16 protein-coding genes are annotated in these 15,821 nt (G+C 39.4%); 14 read left to right on the top strand and 2 right to left on the bottom strand.

Annotated features, from left to right (window positions below; genetic code table 11):
- The first annotated feature begins 1 nt into the window (after position 1).
- The 4 genes from G7058_RS01965 (at position 2) to G7058_RS01950 (ending at position 5,165) form a co-directional block, all read left to right on the top strand.
- Complete coding sequence (locus G7058_RS01965; RefSeq protein WP_166061963.1) at positions 2-1,735, top strand: ABC transporter ATP-binding protein; 1,734 nt, start codon at positions 2-4, stop codon at positions 1,733-1,735.
- Positions 1,732-3,537: an ABC transporter ATP-binding protein gene (locus tag G7058_RS01960; protein WP_166061962.1), complete on the top strand. Its 1,806-nt coding sequence runs from the start codon at positions 1,732-1,734 to the stop codon at positions 3,535-3,537. The genes G7058_RS01965 and G7058_RS01960 overlap by 4 nt, the downstream gene beginning before the upstream one ends.
- Positions 3,538-3,643: 106 nt before the next feature.
- The gene (locus G7058_RS01955) at positions 3,644-4,045 is read left to right on the top strand and encodes a GntR family transcriptional regulator (protein WP_166061961.1); all 402 of its coding nucleotides are present in this window, start codon (positions 3,644-3,646) and stop codon (positions 4,043-4,045) included.
- Entirely contained in the window at positions 4,032-5,165 is a 1,134-nt protein-coding gene (locus G7058_RS01950; RefSeq protein WP_166061960.1) for a DUF1648 domain-containing protein, read from the top strand. Before G7058_RS01955 ends, G7058_RS01950 begins: the two co-directional genes overlap by 14 nt.
- A gap of 447 nt (positions 5,166-5,612) precedes the next feature.
- Here G7058_RS01950 and G7058_RS01945 read toward each other — a convergent pair whose 3' ends face one another.
- Both G7058_RS01945 and G7058_RS01940 read right to left on the bottom strand, forming a co-directional pair.
- Positions 5,613-6,278, bottom strand: a complete 666-nt coding sequence (locus G7058_RS01945) for a type 1 glutamine amidotransferase (RefSeq protein ID WP_166061959.1) — start codon at positions 6,276-6,278, stop codon at positions 5,613-5,615.
- Positions 6,279-6,280: 2 nt separating this feature from the next.
- Complete coding sequence (locus G7058_RS01940) at positions 6,281-7,624, bottom strand: Mur ligase family protein (RefSeq protein ID WP_166061958.1); 1,344 nt, start codon at positions 7,622-7,624, stop codon at positions 6,281-6,283.
- A 227-nt stretch (positions 7,625-7,851) separates the two neighbouring features.
- Between G7058_RS01940 and G7058_RS01935 the strand changes: the two genes are divergently transcribed.
- From G7058_RS01935 to G7058_RS01890, 10 genes are all read left to right on the top strand, one after another.
- Complete coding sequence (locus tag G7058_RS01935; protein ID WP_166061957.1) at positions 7,852-8,424, top strand: thymidine kinase; 573 nt, start codon at positions 7,852-7,854, stop codon at positions 8,422-8,424.
- A 49-nt stretch (positions 8,425-8,473) separates the two neighbouring features.
- Positions 8,474-9,553, top strand: coding sequence for a peptide chain release factor 1 (gene prfA, locus G7058_RS01930; RefSeq protein ID WP_166061956.1), 1,080 nt, complete (start codon positions 8,474-8,476; stop codon positions 9,551-9,553).
- Positions 9,540-10,397 (top strand): peptide chain release factor N(5)-glutamine methyltransferase, encoded by an 858-nt coding sequence (gene prmC / locus G7058_RS01925; protein WP_166061954.1) that lies wholly within the window; start codon positions 9,540-9,542, stop codon positions 10,395-10,397. The genes prfA and prmC overlap by 14 nt, the downstream gene beginning before the upstream one ends.
- A 59-nt stretch (positions 10,398-10,456) precedes the next feature.
- Positions 10,457-11,476 (top strand): L-threonylcarbamoyladenylate synthase, encoded by a 1,020-nt coding sequence (locus G7058_RS01920; protein WP_166061953.1) that lies wholly within the window; start codon positions 10,457-10,459, stop codon positions 11,474-11,476.
- A 69-nt stretch (positions 11,477-11,545) separates the two neighbouring features.
- Positions 11,546-12,775 (top strand): serine hydroxymethyltransferase, encoded by a 1,230-nt coding sequence (locus tag G7058_RS01915; protein ID WP_166061952.1) that lies wholly within the window; start codon positions 11,546-11,548, stop codon positions 12,773-12,775.
- 63 nt (positions 12,776-12,838) lie between these two features.
- Positions 12,839-13,474, top strand: coding sequence for a uracil phosphoribosyltransferase (gene upp / locus G7058_RS01910; RefSeq protein ID WP_166061951.1), 636 nt, complete (start codon positions 12,839-12,841; stop codon positions 13,472-13,474).
- Between the two features lie 568 nt (positions 13,475-14,042).
- A complete protein-coding gene (gene atpB, locus G7058_RS01905; RefSeq protein WP_166061950.1) occupies positions 14,043-14,756 on the top strand; it encodes a F0F1 ATP synthase subunit A in 714 nt (237 codons plus the stop codon).
- Between the two features lie 14 nt (positions 14,757-14,770).
- Complete coding sequence (gene atpE / locus G7058_RS01900; protein ID WP_076765617.1) at positions 14,771-14,983, top strand: F0F1 ATP synthase subunit C; 213 nt, start codon at positions 14,771-14,773, stop codon at positions 14,981-14,983.
- A gap of 32 nt (positions 14,984-15,015) precedes the next feature.
- Positions 15,016-15,522, top strand: coding sequence for a F0F1 ATP synthase subunit B (gene atpF, locus G7058_RS01895; protein WP_166061949.1), 507 nt, complete (start codon positions 15,016-15,018; stop codon positions 15,520-15,522).
- Position 15,523: 1 nt separating this feature from the next.
- Positions 15,524-15,817: a F0F1 ATP synthase subunit delta gene (locus tag G7058_RS01890; protein WP_166061948.1), complete on the top strand. Its 294-nt coding sequence runs from the start codon at positions 15,524-15,526 to the stop codon at positions 15,815-15,817.
- The last annotated feature ends 4 nt before the right edge of the window (positions 15,818-15,821 follow it).

Here is a 15,821-nt window from a genome sequence, read left to right as displayed (position 1 = left end):
ATTGTTAAAGTTACTAAAACGCATATCTTGGAAAGCAGCAGTAGGATCAATCCTTTTCATTGTTATCCAAGTTTTTTCAGAATTAAATTTACCAAATATGACGTCTAACATTATCAATAAAGGAATTGCAACGGGAGACGTACAGTTTATCTGGCGCACAGGAGGAGTTATGCTCCTGTTAACACTTATTACCATTATTGCCGCTATTTGTGGTGTGTATATTTCTGCACGTGAATCACAAAGAGTAGGACGCGAATTGCGTTCAGAAATATATACGAAAGTTATGTCATTGTCGAAAGATAAAATTGATACAGTGGGTCAGGCATCCTTGATTACACGTTCAACGAACGACGTTGAACAAATTCAGTTTATCTTTATGATGTTACTGCGTATGATGATGTTCGCACCTATTATGGGTATCGGAGCAGCTGTATTGTCTTATACATTAAGTCCAGATTTGGCTAGTATTTTCTTCATCTCTGTACCGGTTTTAATTGTTCTTCTTGCAGTAATTATGGGATCTGCTATCCCGTTGTTCCGAAAAATGCAAGAAAAAACAGACCGTTTGAACCTAATTTTCCGTGAAGGTTTGACAGGTGTTCGTGTCATTCGAGCCTTTAATAAAAGTAATTACGAGGAATCACGCTTTAAAGATGCAAATGCCGATTACATGCAAAATAACGTGAAAGCAATGACAATTACAAGTTTATTGATGCCTGTTTTGACATTGGTGCTAAGTGCTACAAATATCGCGATTATTTTAATCGGTGGCGAGTATATTGCTATCGGTGCAATGCCGGTTGGTAACTTAGTAGCTTTTATTAACTACTCCGCCATGCTTTTGTTCAGCTTTATGATGCTGTCCATGATGTTGACGATGCTTCCACAAGCACAAGTTTCAGCAGCGCGTATTAATGAAGTATTGGATTTAGAAAGTACAATTGTAGATGGAACAGATCGCTTTAGCGAAGAAAGTATTAAACTAGAGCAGACACAATTACGTTTTGACAACGTTACGTACTCATTCCCCGAAGCGGAACGTCCAGTTCTTCAAGATTTGAATTTTGATATGAAAAAGGGACAAACGTTAGCTATTATCGGAGGAACGGGATCAGGTAAGTCTACGGTCGCAAACTTGATTATGCGTTTTTATGACGCATCAAAAGGCGGCGTGTATATTAATGGTAAAAACGTCCGCGATTTAACTCAACATGATGTTCATGAGCGTGTATCATACGTTCCTCAAAAAGCGAATTTATTCTCCGGAACAATTCGTTCGAATATGTTGGACGGTAAAGAAAATGCAACAGATGAAGAAATTTGGCATGCACTGGAAATTGCACAAGCTAAAGATTTCGTAGAAAGTTTAGAAGCCGGTTTGGATCACGTTGTAGAACAAGGTGGGACGAACTTCTCAGGTGGACAAAGACAACGTCTATGTATTGCAAGAGCAGTTGTAAAAGAACCATCCATCTATGTATTTGACGATTCATTCTCAGCCTTGGATTTTAAAACGGATGCTGCATTGCGTAAAGCATTATTAAATGAAATCACAGATGCTATCGTTGTGATTGTAGCGCAACGTATCAGCACAGTCCGTGATGCTGATTTAATCGTTGTTCTAGAAAACGGAGAGGTTGTCGGCCAAGGTAATCATGATCAACTTGTCGCCGAAAATAACGAAACCTATATGGAAATCATGAATTCACAGTTTAGGGAAGGTGAAGGTCGATGAGACACGGAGGGCCACAAGTAGAGGCGAAACCAAAAGATTTTAAAGGGTCGATAAAACGCCTGTTTAATTATATGGCTGTCAGAAAATGGTTGATGTTGGGAGCTTTTATCCTTTCAGCTATTGCAACTGTCATGCAAATTTTTACACCTAGAATATTAGGTTCAGCAACAACTGTGATTTTTGACGGTTTTAGTGAAGGAATGGTTGGTGGGCGTTATCCAATCGATTTCGCGGCCATTCGGAAAATATTAATTTCGGTAGCTATTTTATATGTAGCTAATGCAGTTTTCCGATATGTCGCACAGTTGACACTCGTTCGTGTTGTACAATCTACAGTTTTCGATTTACGACAAGATTTCAAAGCAAAAATGTCACGCGTGCCGGTAGAGTATTACGATACGAATAGTAACGGTGATATTATGAGTCGGGCGATTAATGACGTTGATAACATTGCACGTCAAATGGTTCAAACAATTAACCAGGCTATTATGAGTGTGGTTCAATTCTTTGGTATATTGATTATGATGTTCTCAATCAGCTGGAAGTTAAGTATTGTTGCGTTGTTAACTGTTCCGTTAAGTGCTTTTATTATTTCACGTATCGCACCGACGTCACGTAAACTTTTCAAAAAGCAACAAACAGAATTAGGACATTTGAACTCTCATATTGAGGAAACATTTGCGGGTCATACTGAGATTGTTAGTTTTAACCGTGAAGAACATGTTATAGAAGAATTTGGTTTTCAAAATGAGAAGCTTTTCGGGATTGCTTGGAAAGCACAATTTTTATCAGGTATTCTGATGCCGTTAATGAACATGGTCAAGAACCTAGGTTATGTTATCGTAGCTGTAATGGGTGGTATTGACGTATCGACTGGTGCTTTAGCATTGGGTGAAGTCCAAGCTTTCCTAACATATACAAACCAATTCTCAGAACCAATGAAACAATTAACAAATATTATGAACACAATCCAGTCCATTGTTGCATCCACTGAACGTATTTTTGAAGTATTGGATGAAGCGGAAATGTTGGATGTGTCAACAGATCAACCAGCAATTGAGACAACAGACAAATTTACTTTTGAAAATGTTCGTTTCGGTTATGCAGGCCAAGAAGACTTGATGACTGATTTTAACCTGAGTGTGAAACCAGGACAGATGGTTGCCATTGTTGGACCGACTGGAGCAGGTAAATCAACGATTATTAACTTGCTTGAGCGATTCTACGATGTGCGCGGTGGAAGCATTAAGCTAGAAGGTGAAGACATCCGTAACATCGATCGTGATGATCTAAGAAGACGTTTTGCGATGGTACTTCAAGATACATGGTTATTTAATGGAACAATCTTTGATAACATTAAATACGGTGCTCACGAAGAAGTTAGCGACGAAGATGTTTACCGTGCATCTAAGATGGCACATGCGGATGAATTTATTCGTACATTGCCAGAGGGTTACAATACAATCTTGAACGAAGATGCAAGTAATATTTCTCAAGGACAACGCCAATTGCTTACAATTGCACGTGCGTTTATTACAGATCCTGAAATCTTGATTCTTGACGAAGCGACTTCAAGTGTCGATACACGTACGGAAGTTTTAATCCAACGTGCTATGCGTCGCTTGTTGGAAGGCAGAACAAGCTTTGTTGTTGCTCACCGTTTGTCAACAATTCGTGATGCGGATAATATTATCGTAATGAACAAGGGTGATATTATTGAAACAGGCACACATGATGAATTAATGGCTTTAGGCGAATTCTACGCTGGTCTGTACAACAGCCAGTTTACAGAAGCTTCTTAATAACGAAAGAAAGAGACAAGGAATGCGAGAGAATTCTCAAAATTTCTTGTCTCTTTCTTTCGTTTGGTGTTATACTTGTTATAGAACAAGCGAGGAGGTTGCAGAAATGATTATCGAAATCGAACCAACTAGTGAAACGCCGATTTATTTACAATTGATGTTTCAAATAAAAAGAGCAGTTGTTACCGGCGAACTTTTATCAGGTGATACTTTACCGAGCGTGAGGGGACTTGCGTCTGAACTGGGTGTTAACATGCATACCGTTAATAAAGCTTATAATTTGTTGACTGATGAGGAAGTCCTGATCAAATCAACAAAAGGCTACAGTGTGCAGGTGGCGGATAAACGCTCAATAAGCGACCGCTTAAAAGAAGAGATGAAAACCAAGCTTGAGACACTTCTGGTTGATGCTTTTATTCACCAACTGCCAGAAGAGGAAGTAACTGCCTGGACACAGGCTATTATGAAAGAATTAAAGAAAGGGGATAAAGCGAATGTGGACATTTAGTATAATGATGTTTGTGATTTTACTTATAACAGGAATTTCGGTTGGAGTCACGCCTTTATTCAGCAGACAATCAACACCATTTGGAGTGAGCATTCCAGCTGAACATCAGAAAAATAGTTTTATTGAAAGTCGAAAAAAACGATTTGCAATCATTAATATAGTCTTAGGTGTGGGACTTTCTCTTCCTCTTTTTATAGCACCCTTTATAGAGAACCAGGAACAATCAGAAATGTTTGCCGGCATTTATGTCACAGCTGCTATCTTAATACTGATGATTGCTAGTTTTACCTTGCAGTTAAAATACCGTAAAGAATTACTCGTTTGGAAAGAAAAACAACCGAATCAAGAGCTGGTTAAACCGAAGATTGCGATTGATACAAAGTATCACGAAACACTGTCCAGTGTCTCTGTCAGCACGTTGTTATGGGGCCAATTATTAATCATTGCCATGACAGTTGGGACGACACTTCTTTACTATAAGCATATCCCGGAACAAATACCGCTAAATTGGGATGTCAACTTTGAACCGAATCATTTTGTTGAAAAAAGTTATCTAACGGCATTGGGATTACCAATGCTACAAGTCATGATGATGCCAGTTATGATTTTTGCCTATTACTCTTTTATCAAATCGCGTCAAAAACTTTCTTCAAAAAATCCGCGTCTTTCAAAAATAAAGAGTCAATTGTTTCGTAGAGCTTGGGGACGTTGTGTGTTACTAATTACTCTTGCAACGCAATTGCTGATAACGTTCATTCATTTTTATTCTATTTTCACTTTACCGTTTGCTCCAGAATGGTTAATGGTTATGACCTTTGTATATCTGGCGATTGTAATGGGTGCGACTTTCTATGTCATGCTAAAATATGGACAATCAGGTGAACGTTTGAAACTAGCCGATGAAGATGAAACGGAAGCATTTTATACCGATGCAGAAGAGGACACGAATTGGAAGCTAGGTATGTTCTATTATAACAAGGAGGATCCTGCTGTTTTTGTTGAAAGACGTTTTGGAATCGGCTCGACATTCAACATGGCTCGCTGGCAATCTTGGTTAGCCTTTGGATTCATCATTTTATTTGCGATAGCGACACTTGTCTGGTCTGTGTTTATATCGTAATCTGCAAAAGAGTGGGGAAAAAGGCTTTTAGATCCGGATCATGTTTGTAAGCTGCTAAAGCAGCAACAGCCATGACAAAGTGGCTATCGGATCCACTGTCATTAACTTAAGGGACTTAACAACTATAGAAAGGGAGCATGCATCCATTGGATGGGTTCTTCCTTTTTTGTCATGACCATTTTTTAAAGTTATCCGAGATGAGACGGAAATGCCCTGCGGTCCGCGGGGGTGCTTTTGTGGTCCCACGGCAGTACACAAGCAACCACGCCGGCCGGAGGGCATTTCCTTTACTAATCCTGAATCACCAAGAATTAAAAAATGCCATGCATGACAATTATCATACATGGCACAAACTATTTTGTTTATTTAACTATCTACTTTAGTAGCTTAGGGATATGATATGCGTTAGGAAATTCAAATCTAAACGCCTTTTTTTCACTATTTTACCTACGCCAACAAATTCTTTTGTTGGTGTCTTTGTATTGCTAAATCGACGATACGTGCAGCTAAATGCGGGTTACGAACTAGTAATGGTCCATGGAAGTATGAACAAAAGACATTTTTGTAGCGTGCGCCTTCAGTACCATCTTCGTTATTGTTGCCTTTGCCTTCTTTAACGACTCCCAATGGTCTCACGCCTTCTTCAAGAAAAGTCCGACCATTATGATTCTCAAAACCGTAGTACGTGTCACCGGACTCTTCATCGTAAATCGTGATATCACCAGTAAAACGACTGTTGACCTGATTTAATGTGTAATGGTTAAGGGCGCCGATACCTTCGAGTCGGACACCTTTCGCATTGATATAATAATGGCCTAATAATTGGAATCCTCCACAAATACCCAGGGTGATACCATCGTTTTCGATATAAGCAGTAAGGGCTTCTTTTTTACTTTGTAAATCACGCGAAACAATCATTTGCTCGTAATCCTGACCGCCACCGAAAAAGACGATATCGAATTCTTCCGGGTCAAATGCTTGATTCAGGCTGATGATTTCAGTCTCGACCTGCACACCTTTTTGACGGGCAATATGTTTGAGCATTAAAACGTTACCGTTATCGCCGTACGTATTCATTAAGTTCCCATATAAATGACAAATTTTTAGTTTCATAACTATTTCATCCTTTCTTGGATGTATCCTTTTTCAGCGAGAGCTTTACGTAAATTTAGCACTGCTGTATAGGTTGCCATGAGATATATTTTTTCTGTAGGTGCATCTTTTAATGAATCAATCAATGTTTCAATCGAATCAGTAGTGACCATTGTTTCTTCCGGAACGCCAGCTACTTTCAGACGAAGTGCCATTTCCTCGCGGCGAATCCCGCTGACACCTACGTAAGGAATAGTGAAATCATTTAATTTCTCGAATTCACCGTCCCAAATCCAGCTGACATCTGTTCCATCAGCAGGGCGGTCGTTCAATACAACACCAATTGAGAAGGGATCTTTCTCGTAATCCAGTAACGCAATAATTTGATTCAACCCAACTGGATTTTTTATTAAGTTTAAGATAACTAGTTTTTCGCCAATTTTAATTGTTTCTTGACGGCCAAATTTTTGTTCAGTTGCAGAGAAACCAGCTTGGATTTCTTCCGGCGTTAATCCAAACTCACGACCGATTGCATAAGCAGCCAGAGCGTTATAAATATTATAGAGTCCCGCAATATTAATCTTAAACGGATGCCCATCAATATGGAACGTGGAGGAATTGTAATCCAAATGCTCGATTGAGGATACTTCATATTTCAATTCTGGGCGCTTAAAGTCACATTTTGGACAGTAATATTTACCCAAGTTCGCATAGGTATTGAATTTATAATGCAAAATACTGTCACACTTCGGACAAAGGACACCATCCGTATTGTAGTGCGCCATTGTTTCGCCGTCTTCCTCATGGTTGAAGCCGAAATAAATGCTTGGATTGACTAAGTCACGTGAGTTGAACATTGGGCTGTCACCGTTTGCCAGAATGATAGCTTCTGGAGCAAGTGCAGCACCCTCAACCATTTTATCGTAAATCGTATAAATTTCGCCAAAGCGGTCCATCTGATCGCGGAATACATTCGTATTAACAATTATCCGCGGTTTTATGTGCTTTGTTACGTGGACGAGACTTGCTTCGTCAACTTCTAAAATCGCCACTTTCTTTCCATTTTTGGAACGTTTTTCCAAGAATGTTGAAATAATTCCTTGCGCCATATTTGCGCCTGTCGGATTCGTCAAGATATCTGGAAATTTTTGTTGCAAAACATGGAAAGCTAAAGAAGTTGTTAAGGTCTTTCCGTTTGTACCTGTGATAATTACGACTTCATACTCATTTGCGAGGTGAGCAAGAACAGACGGGTCAATCTTTGCTGCAAGCTTTCCAGGCAGACTCGTACCGCCTTTTGTAAATGTACGTAATGCCCATTGCGTTCCTTTTCCGACCGTTACGGCCACTGAACCCCGAATACCCATTGTAATCTCTCCTCCATAAAAATTCTCTTTGACATCATAGCACAAAACCCGTTCTTTCTGGAAGTGGTAGCGTGATGATAGTGATAACGCAATAAAGTTTTTAGCCTTTCTTAATAGTTGAAAATGGTAAACGTCTTAAAAAGGAAAGCGAAATATTGACTTTGGACCTATTTATTACTATTATATTACAAGACAAGTTTCGAATGAACAAATGAGCGGGGTGCGACATGGCGCAATTATTTTTTAAGTATGGTGCAATGAATAGTGGGAAAACAATAGAAATTTTGAAGGTTGCTCATAATTATGAGGAACAGAACAAACCCGTTTTGATTTTCACCAGTGCACTGGATGACCGTGACAAGATAGGATATGTCGCTAGTCGTATTGGAATTAAAAGAGAAGCAATTCCTTTGTATCCTGAAACAGATATGTACGAACGCGTATTAAATGAGGAACAAACACCATACTGTATATTAGTAGACGAATCACAATTTTTACTAAAAGAGCATGTTTTGCAAATGGCTAAAATTGTCGATGACTTAAATATACCGGTCATGGCTTTTGGATTAAAAAATGATTTTACGAATACACTCTTTGAAGGCTCGAAGTATTTACTACTTTATGCCGATAAGATTGAAGAAATTAAAACGATTTGTTGGTATTGCCATAAGAAAGCGACAATGAATATGCGTATTGTCGATGGGCGACCTGTCTACACAGGCGAACAAATTCAAATCGGTGGCAATGAAGCCTACGTTCCAGTTTGTCGAAAACATTATTTTGATCCACCCTTGGACTAAAAAAGGGAAGAACGTATACACATTTGAAAAATAGAAGGGTTTTGAAATTATGTTTGACCAATTAGATTCGTTCATCATTCGCTATGATGAATTATCAGAATTACTGAGCGATCCAGAAGTTATTTCTGATACAAGACGTTTTATGGAATTAACCAAAGAAGAAGCAGCGTTACGTCCGAAAGTTGAAGTTTTCCGTCGTTACCAAAGAGTCGAAGAAGAACTTGCAGAAACAGAAGAGATGCTGTCTGAGAGTCTGGACGACGAAATGGCGAAAATGGCTAAAGAAGAGTTGGCGATGCTTAAAACGCACCGTGAAGAATTACAAGAAAAAATTAAGGTTCTTCTTTTACCGGAAGATCCAAATGATGGTAAAAACATTATCATGGAAATTCGTGGTGCAGCCGGTGGTGATGAAGCGGCTTTATTTGCAGGGGATTTATATGAAATGTACACGAAATATGCAGAGTCACAAGGTTGGCGGGTAGAAGTAATGGATGCCAACATTACTGGAATCGGTGGTTATAAAGAAATCATCTTAATGATTACAGGTCAAAGTGTCTTCGCGAAGTTGAAATACGAGAGTGGTGCACACCGTGTGCAACGTGTTCCTTCTACAGAATCACAAGGGCGTGTTCATACATCCACATCTACGGTTGTCGTTATGCCGGAAATGGAAGAAGTAGATATTGATCTGGATGACAAAGATATCCGTGTTGATATCTATCACGCATCTGGAGCAGGTGGACAACACGTTAACAAGACTGCATCAGCTGTACGTTTAACACATATTCCGACTGGGATTGCAGTCGCGATGCAAGATGAACGGTCACAATTGAAAAACCGTGAAAAAGCGATGAAAGTTTTACGTGCACGTGTTTATGATCAGATTTCTTCAGAAGCACAATCAGAATACGATGCAAGCAGAAAATCTGCTGTCGGTACAGGTGACCGTTCAGAACGTATTCGTACCTACAATTTCCCACAAAACCGTGTGACAGACCACCGTATTGGTTTGACAATCCAAAAGTTGGACCAGATTTTAGCTGGGAAAATGGATGAGGTCATTGATGCGTTAATTCTGGCAGATCAAGCGGAAAAGTTGGAGAAATTGAATAATGGAAGTTATTAAAGTGAGAACCTATCAAAAAATATTACAGCAAGCAACTAAGTTACTAGAAGCAAGCCAGTTAAATACGCATATTGCTGAACGTCTGTTGGTGGACCGGTTTGACTGGACGAAAACGGAATTTATTAACCATTTAAGTGAAGAGGTTCCGGATACGGTTTATCTTCAATATTTAGATGATTTGAATGAATTCATACAAGGCAAGCCGTTACAGTACATCGTGGGAAGAGAATGGTTCTACGGGTTACCTTTAACCGTTACTCCGGACACGTTGATTCCACGTCCCGAAACAGAAGAGTTGGTTCACGAAGCCTTGAAGCATTTGAAAGAAATAAAAGGTGAAGAATCTTTACGTATACTGGATATCGGTACAGGATCAGGTGCGATTGCAATTACAATGAAACATGAGCGTCCGTTTGACGATGTAACTGCAACGGATATTTCTGAGCCTGCATTAAAAGTGGCGCAAGAGAATGCTAACATGCATCAATTGGATATTCGTTTCTTGCAAGGTGATTTGTTAGAACCGGTTACTTTAGAAACATTCGATTGTATTATCAGTAATCCACCGTATATTAGTTACAGTGAAACAGATGTGATGGATGAATCTGTGCTAGAGTATGAACCGCATACAGCATTATTTGCTGATAACGAAGGGATTAGCCTTTACGAACGATTGGCATATACTTTACCATTCCATTTGAAAACGGATGGGTGCCTATTCATGGAAATTGGCTATCAACAAGGTGAAAAATTAAAAGAACTCTACCAAAAAGCTTTCCCTGATAAGGAAGTAACAATTCAACAAGATATTAATGGTCTTGATCGCATGTTAATAGTAAAATAAAGATATTAGCAAGGCTGGACATTTGTCCTGCCTTTTTTTTGAAGGGAATGGTCTAAATCATGGAGACACAATTATTTAATCAAGAGTCGATAAGAGAAGCAGGCAATCTTTTGAAGAATGGCGAATTAGTTGCCTTTCCTACCGAAACGGTTTATGGGCTAGGCGCCATAGCTTCGAATGAGGAAGCTGTTGAAAATGTATACACTGTGAAGGGACGACCAAGTGACAATCCTTTGATTGTGCATGTGGCGTCAACAGAAATTGATGAATGGGTAGCGGATGTACCGAAAGTTGCTCGTAAGTTAATGGATAAGTTCTGGCCAGGACCCTTAACCTTAATTTTTAACACAAAAGCAGGTGTCTTTCCTTCGGCGGTGACGGGTGGACAAGAAACAGTTGCGATGCGTATGCCTGACCAAACGCTGGCACTTCAACTGATTAAAGAGGCAGGCTTTCCTATTGTGGGACCGAGTGCCAATACTTCCGGGAAGCCAAGCCCAACGACAGCGCAACATGTCTCACATGATTTGAATGATAAAATAGCTGGCATCGTCGATGGGGGCGAAACAAAAATTGGAGTGGAGTCAACGGTTCTGGATTTAACGGACTCCCGAGGATTGATTATTTTAAGACCAGGAGCAGTGACAAGAGAAGCGCTGCAAATAGTTACAGATCAAAAGGTATGGATGAGTGAGGAAGTCGCGTCTGCTGATGCAACCGACGCGCCTAAAGCACCCGGTATGAAATATATGCATTATTCACCGACACAACCAGTTATTTTGATGCGCGATAATTGGGGAGAGAAAATCGCTGAGCTACTAGCCGCAGGTAACACAATTGGTGTACTTGCTTCTGATGAGCAGATTACCGAGTTGACCGACTTTAGCGAATTGGCTGTTTACTCGTTAGGTTCTCGCACTGATGAAAATGCAGCTTCACAACGCCTATACGCAGGACTGCGTTATTTCGATATGACTAATGTTACTGTTATTTTAGCGGAAGGTTATCCCAAAGATGGTATAGGGGTAGCTTTTATGAACCGATTGGAAAAAGCTGCAAGTAGTATGTATCCTGAATAGTATCTATGCTATACTAACAATGAATTTTTAATCATTTTTTAATATGAAACGGTCCGGGAGGCTGACGCAATGGATAAATTAGTATTTGAGGCAATTGAGAATGAAAAGAAACGTCAAGAAAACGGTATTGAATTAATCGCATCAGAAAACTTCGTGTCTGAAGAAGTTATGGCAGCACAAGGCAGTATCTTAACGAACAAATATGCAGAAGGGTACCCAGGTCGTCGCTACTATGGGGGGTGTGAGTTCGTTGATGTAATCGAGAATTTGGCAATTGATCGCCTAAAAGAAATTTTCGGTGCTGAATACGCAAACGTTCAGCCGCACTCCGGAAGTCAAGCAAATATGGCTGCATATCGTGCTATTTTAGAACCAGGAAGTAAAATTCTTGGGATGGACTTGAATCATGGCGGACATTTAACTCATGGTTCAGCGGTTAACTTTAGTGGTCAATCCTATGACTTTGTGGCTTATGGTGTCGAAAAGGATACGGAAGTCATTGATTATGCGAAAGTAAGAGAAATCGCAATTGCTGAAAAACCACAACTGATTGTAGCGGGAGCCAGTGCCTATCCACGTGCATTGGATTTCAAAAAGTTCAGAGAGATTGCTGACGAAGTCGGCGCTTTATTAATGGTAGATATGGCTCATATCGCCGGTTTATGTGCGACCGGCCACCATCAAAATCCAGTCGATTATGCAGATATTGTTACTTCCACGACGCATAAAACGCTGCGTGGCCCCCGTGGTGGTGTTATTATGGCGAAGAAACGATTAGGTAAGAAGCTAAATTCAGCCATTTTCCCAGGTATTCAAGGCGGACCGTTAGAGCATGTAATTGCAGCGAAAGCAGTGGCTTTTAATGAAGCGTTAGATCCTTCATTCAAAACGTATATTAAACATGTTTTGGAAAATGCAAAAGCAATGGGTGAAGTATTTGCTGCTTCTCAATTCCGTCTGATTAGTGGCGGTACAGATACGCATCTATTATTGTTGGATGTAACAGAATTTGGCTTAAACGGACAAGAAGTCGAAACCTTGTTAGATAGCGTCGGAATTACCGTAAACAAAAACAGCATTCCGTTTGATACGTTACCGCCAAGCAAGACAAGCGGGATACGTATTGGAACACCGGCTATCACGACACGCGGATTTGGTATTGAAGAATCTAAAAAAGTTGCAACTCTCATTATTTCAACACTAGAAAATCGCGATAACAAAGAGAAGTTGGACCAAATAAAAGCTGATGTCTATGCACTTACAGCAGATTTTCCTTTATATGCGAAGAAAGTGAAATAACGCTGGTAAAAGGGGAACCAATCCTTTACAATATAAAAAGTGAAATTTGAGAGGGGAATACAAATGGGACAAGTTACCGTTATGGATCATCCATTGATTCAGCATAAACTAACAATCATTCGTCAAACAACTACAGGAACAAAGGACTTCCGTGAAGTAGTCAGTGAAATTGCAATGTTAATGGCTTATGAAGTTACACGTGATATGCCTTTAGAAGATATCGAAATTGAAACACCACTTGTAAAATCAGTACAAAAAACATTAAGTGGTAAGAAAGTAGCAATTATTCCAATATTACGTGCTGGATTAGGAATGGTAGATGGCTTCTTAGCTATGTTGCCAGCAGCTAAAGTAGGACACGTTGGGCTTTACCGTGACGAAGAAACATTTGAACCACATGAGTACTTCGTGAAATTACCTGCCGACATTAAAGAACGTCAATTATTTGTTGTTGATCCGATGTTAGCTACGGGTGGATCTGCGATTGCAGCTATCGAGGCACTTGAAAAACGTGGTGCGAAACCATCAAACATCAAATTTGTTTGTCTAGTAGCAGCTCCAGAAGGTGTGAAAGTCTTGAAAGAGGCTTATCCGGATGTTGAGATTGTAGTAGCAGCTTTAGATGAGCGTTTAAACGAGAATGGTTATATTCTTCCTGGTTTGGGAGATGCTGGTGACCGTTTGTTCGGTACAAAATAATGATTAAGGAGAGGTTGAGACATTTTGTCTCGGTCTCTTTTTTTAGAATACACCCATTGTAAACGCAATCAAATATAGAGTTCTGAGAATACTACAAAAGAGTATTGATTGGCTTTAATAATTATTCGTCGATAGATTGCTTAGATTGTTTGAATGAAAAGGGGAGTCCTGCTCTCAGAGGAAATTTCTCATTATCAGCTTACTGGACTTATATGCGTACAAGTAAATTGCAATAGCGAAGTTCTTGAGATGGACATTTACTATCACGCATAAGGTGATGTTAACTAGTTGTTCTATCGTCATCCGGTTCACAATATTTTGATATATAAAATGGTACCTATAGTTGAATAAAAAATCTAAAAATATTGTATATCTAAATTTTAACCGAACATTTACAGAAGTTGTGTTGTCAATTTAGTTACAGCTTCAAGTAAATAAAATTTTGAAGTGTTGACAAAAAACTTTGCTAAACTTACGACAAGATGGTATTATTGGCAATGCAAGCGCAACAGAGTGTTTTCATTTTGTCCGCTGACTTGTCTACTTTATTTGAAAAGAGGTGAAACAATTGGAACATGAATCTGTTGTCGTTGAATTCATGGGGATTAGCTTTGACTTAAATATTATTGTTAGTTTGATTGGCACGTGTGCGTTGGTTTTATTGTTTTGTTATATCTGCACTCGAAAATTATCGGTAAGGCCTGGTAAAGCCCAACTTGTGATTGAGTACATTGCAGATTTTGTTAAAAACATGATTTCAAGCTCAATGGACTGGAAAGTTGGCGAGCAGTTTTATCTTTTAGGTTTTACTCTTTTTCTATTTATTTGGGTTGCAAATATGGTAGGTCTGGTTTTAATCCTAAATATAGGTGGATTTTCATATTGGAAAAGCCCCACTGCCAGTCCAGTTGTAACATTGGCCCTTTCGTTGCTCATCATACTGATGACACACTACTTTGGTGTCAGGGAACAAGGCTTTAAAAACTATTTCTTGAATAGTTACATTCGACCTGTCCCGGCTTTATTTCCCATCAAGATTCTGGAAGAGTTCACAAATACACTGACTCTAGCACTCCGTTTATACGGAAACGTCTACGCTGGTGAGATATTACTGGTTCTTATCGCCTCACTAGCCAACTTAGCTGGACCTTTAACATGGATTGTAGGAATTCCTCTGCAAATGGTATGGCAAGGATTCTCTATTTTCATTGGCTCGATCCAAGCATTTGTTTTTACGACCCTTACGATGGTTTACTTATCACATAAAATTGAACATGAATAAAAGGAGCAAACATAATGAATTTTATAGCAGCAGCAATAGCAGTTGCCGGCGCAGCAATTGGAGCTTCGCTAGGTAACGGTAAAGTTATCTCTACAACAATCGAGGCAATTGCAAGACAACCGGAATTACAAAGTCGCCTACAAACGCTGATGTTTATTGGGGTCGGTTTGATTGAAGCTGTTCCTATTATGGCCGTAGTTATTGCTTTCTTACTCATTTTCCAATAAAAAAGAATGTAGAATTAAATAGGAGGATATAGATGAAACTATTATTCATTCTAGGTGCCACTTCAACGGCACTGGGGAATACAATCGTTACCCTCGTATCATTCTTGCTACTGTTTTGGTTAGTTAAGCGTGTTGCTTGGAAACCATTAATGGGAATGTTGGAAGAAAGAGAAAGAGTGATTAATGCCGACTTAGATAAAGCAGCTCAAAATCGCGAAATCTCACAACAACAAAGAAGCGAGACAGAGGTACAATTGCGCGAGGCACGCAATAATGCCAATGAATTATTATCAAAAGCGCAATTAGAAGGTAGCGCATTACAAAAAACGATTATTAAAGAAGCAAATGAAGATGCGCAACGTATCCGTCAACAAGCACAACGCGAAGTTGCTGCAGAGCGTGTCCGTACATTAAATAATATGCGTTCTGAAATCAGTGGATTGTCTATCGATATAGCGGAAAAAATAATTGGTCGTGAATTAACTTCATCTGACCATGAACGTCTAGTTGATGAGTTCATTCAAGGATTGGAAGATTAATATGGATAAAAAAGAAGAAATTATCATCGATAATTATATCGATGAATATCTGGAAGGGAACCGTCCAGCGCTAGTCACGTTGTCTTCGGCAGTGCCTTTAACGCCAGAACAAAAAGAACGTATTCTGACAGCTTTCATGAAGAAAGCGAATATCACGAAAAGTTACGAAGTTGTGGAAATCGTCGATGAAACTCTAATCGGCGGTGTTTGTCTGGAATCTGATAACTTTTTCTTCGATAACACAATTCGAAATAACTTAACGCAATTGAAACAGCATATTTTAGAAGGTAAATAAGATT

The organism is Jeotgalibaca porci, from assembly GCF_011299095.1.
Classification (GTDB): domain Bacteria; phylum Bacillota; class Bacilli; order Lactobacillales; family Aerococcaceae; genus Jeotgalibaca; species Jeotgalibaca porci.
This window is presented reverse-complemented; position numbering and strand designations above follow the sequence as displayed.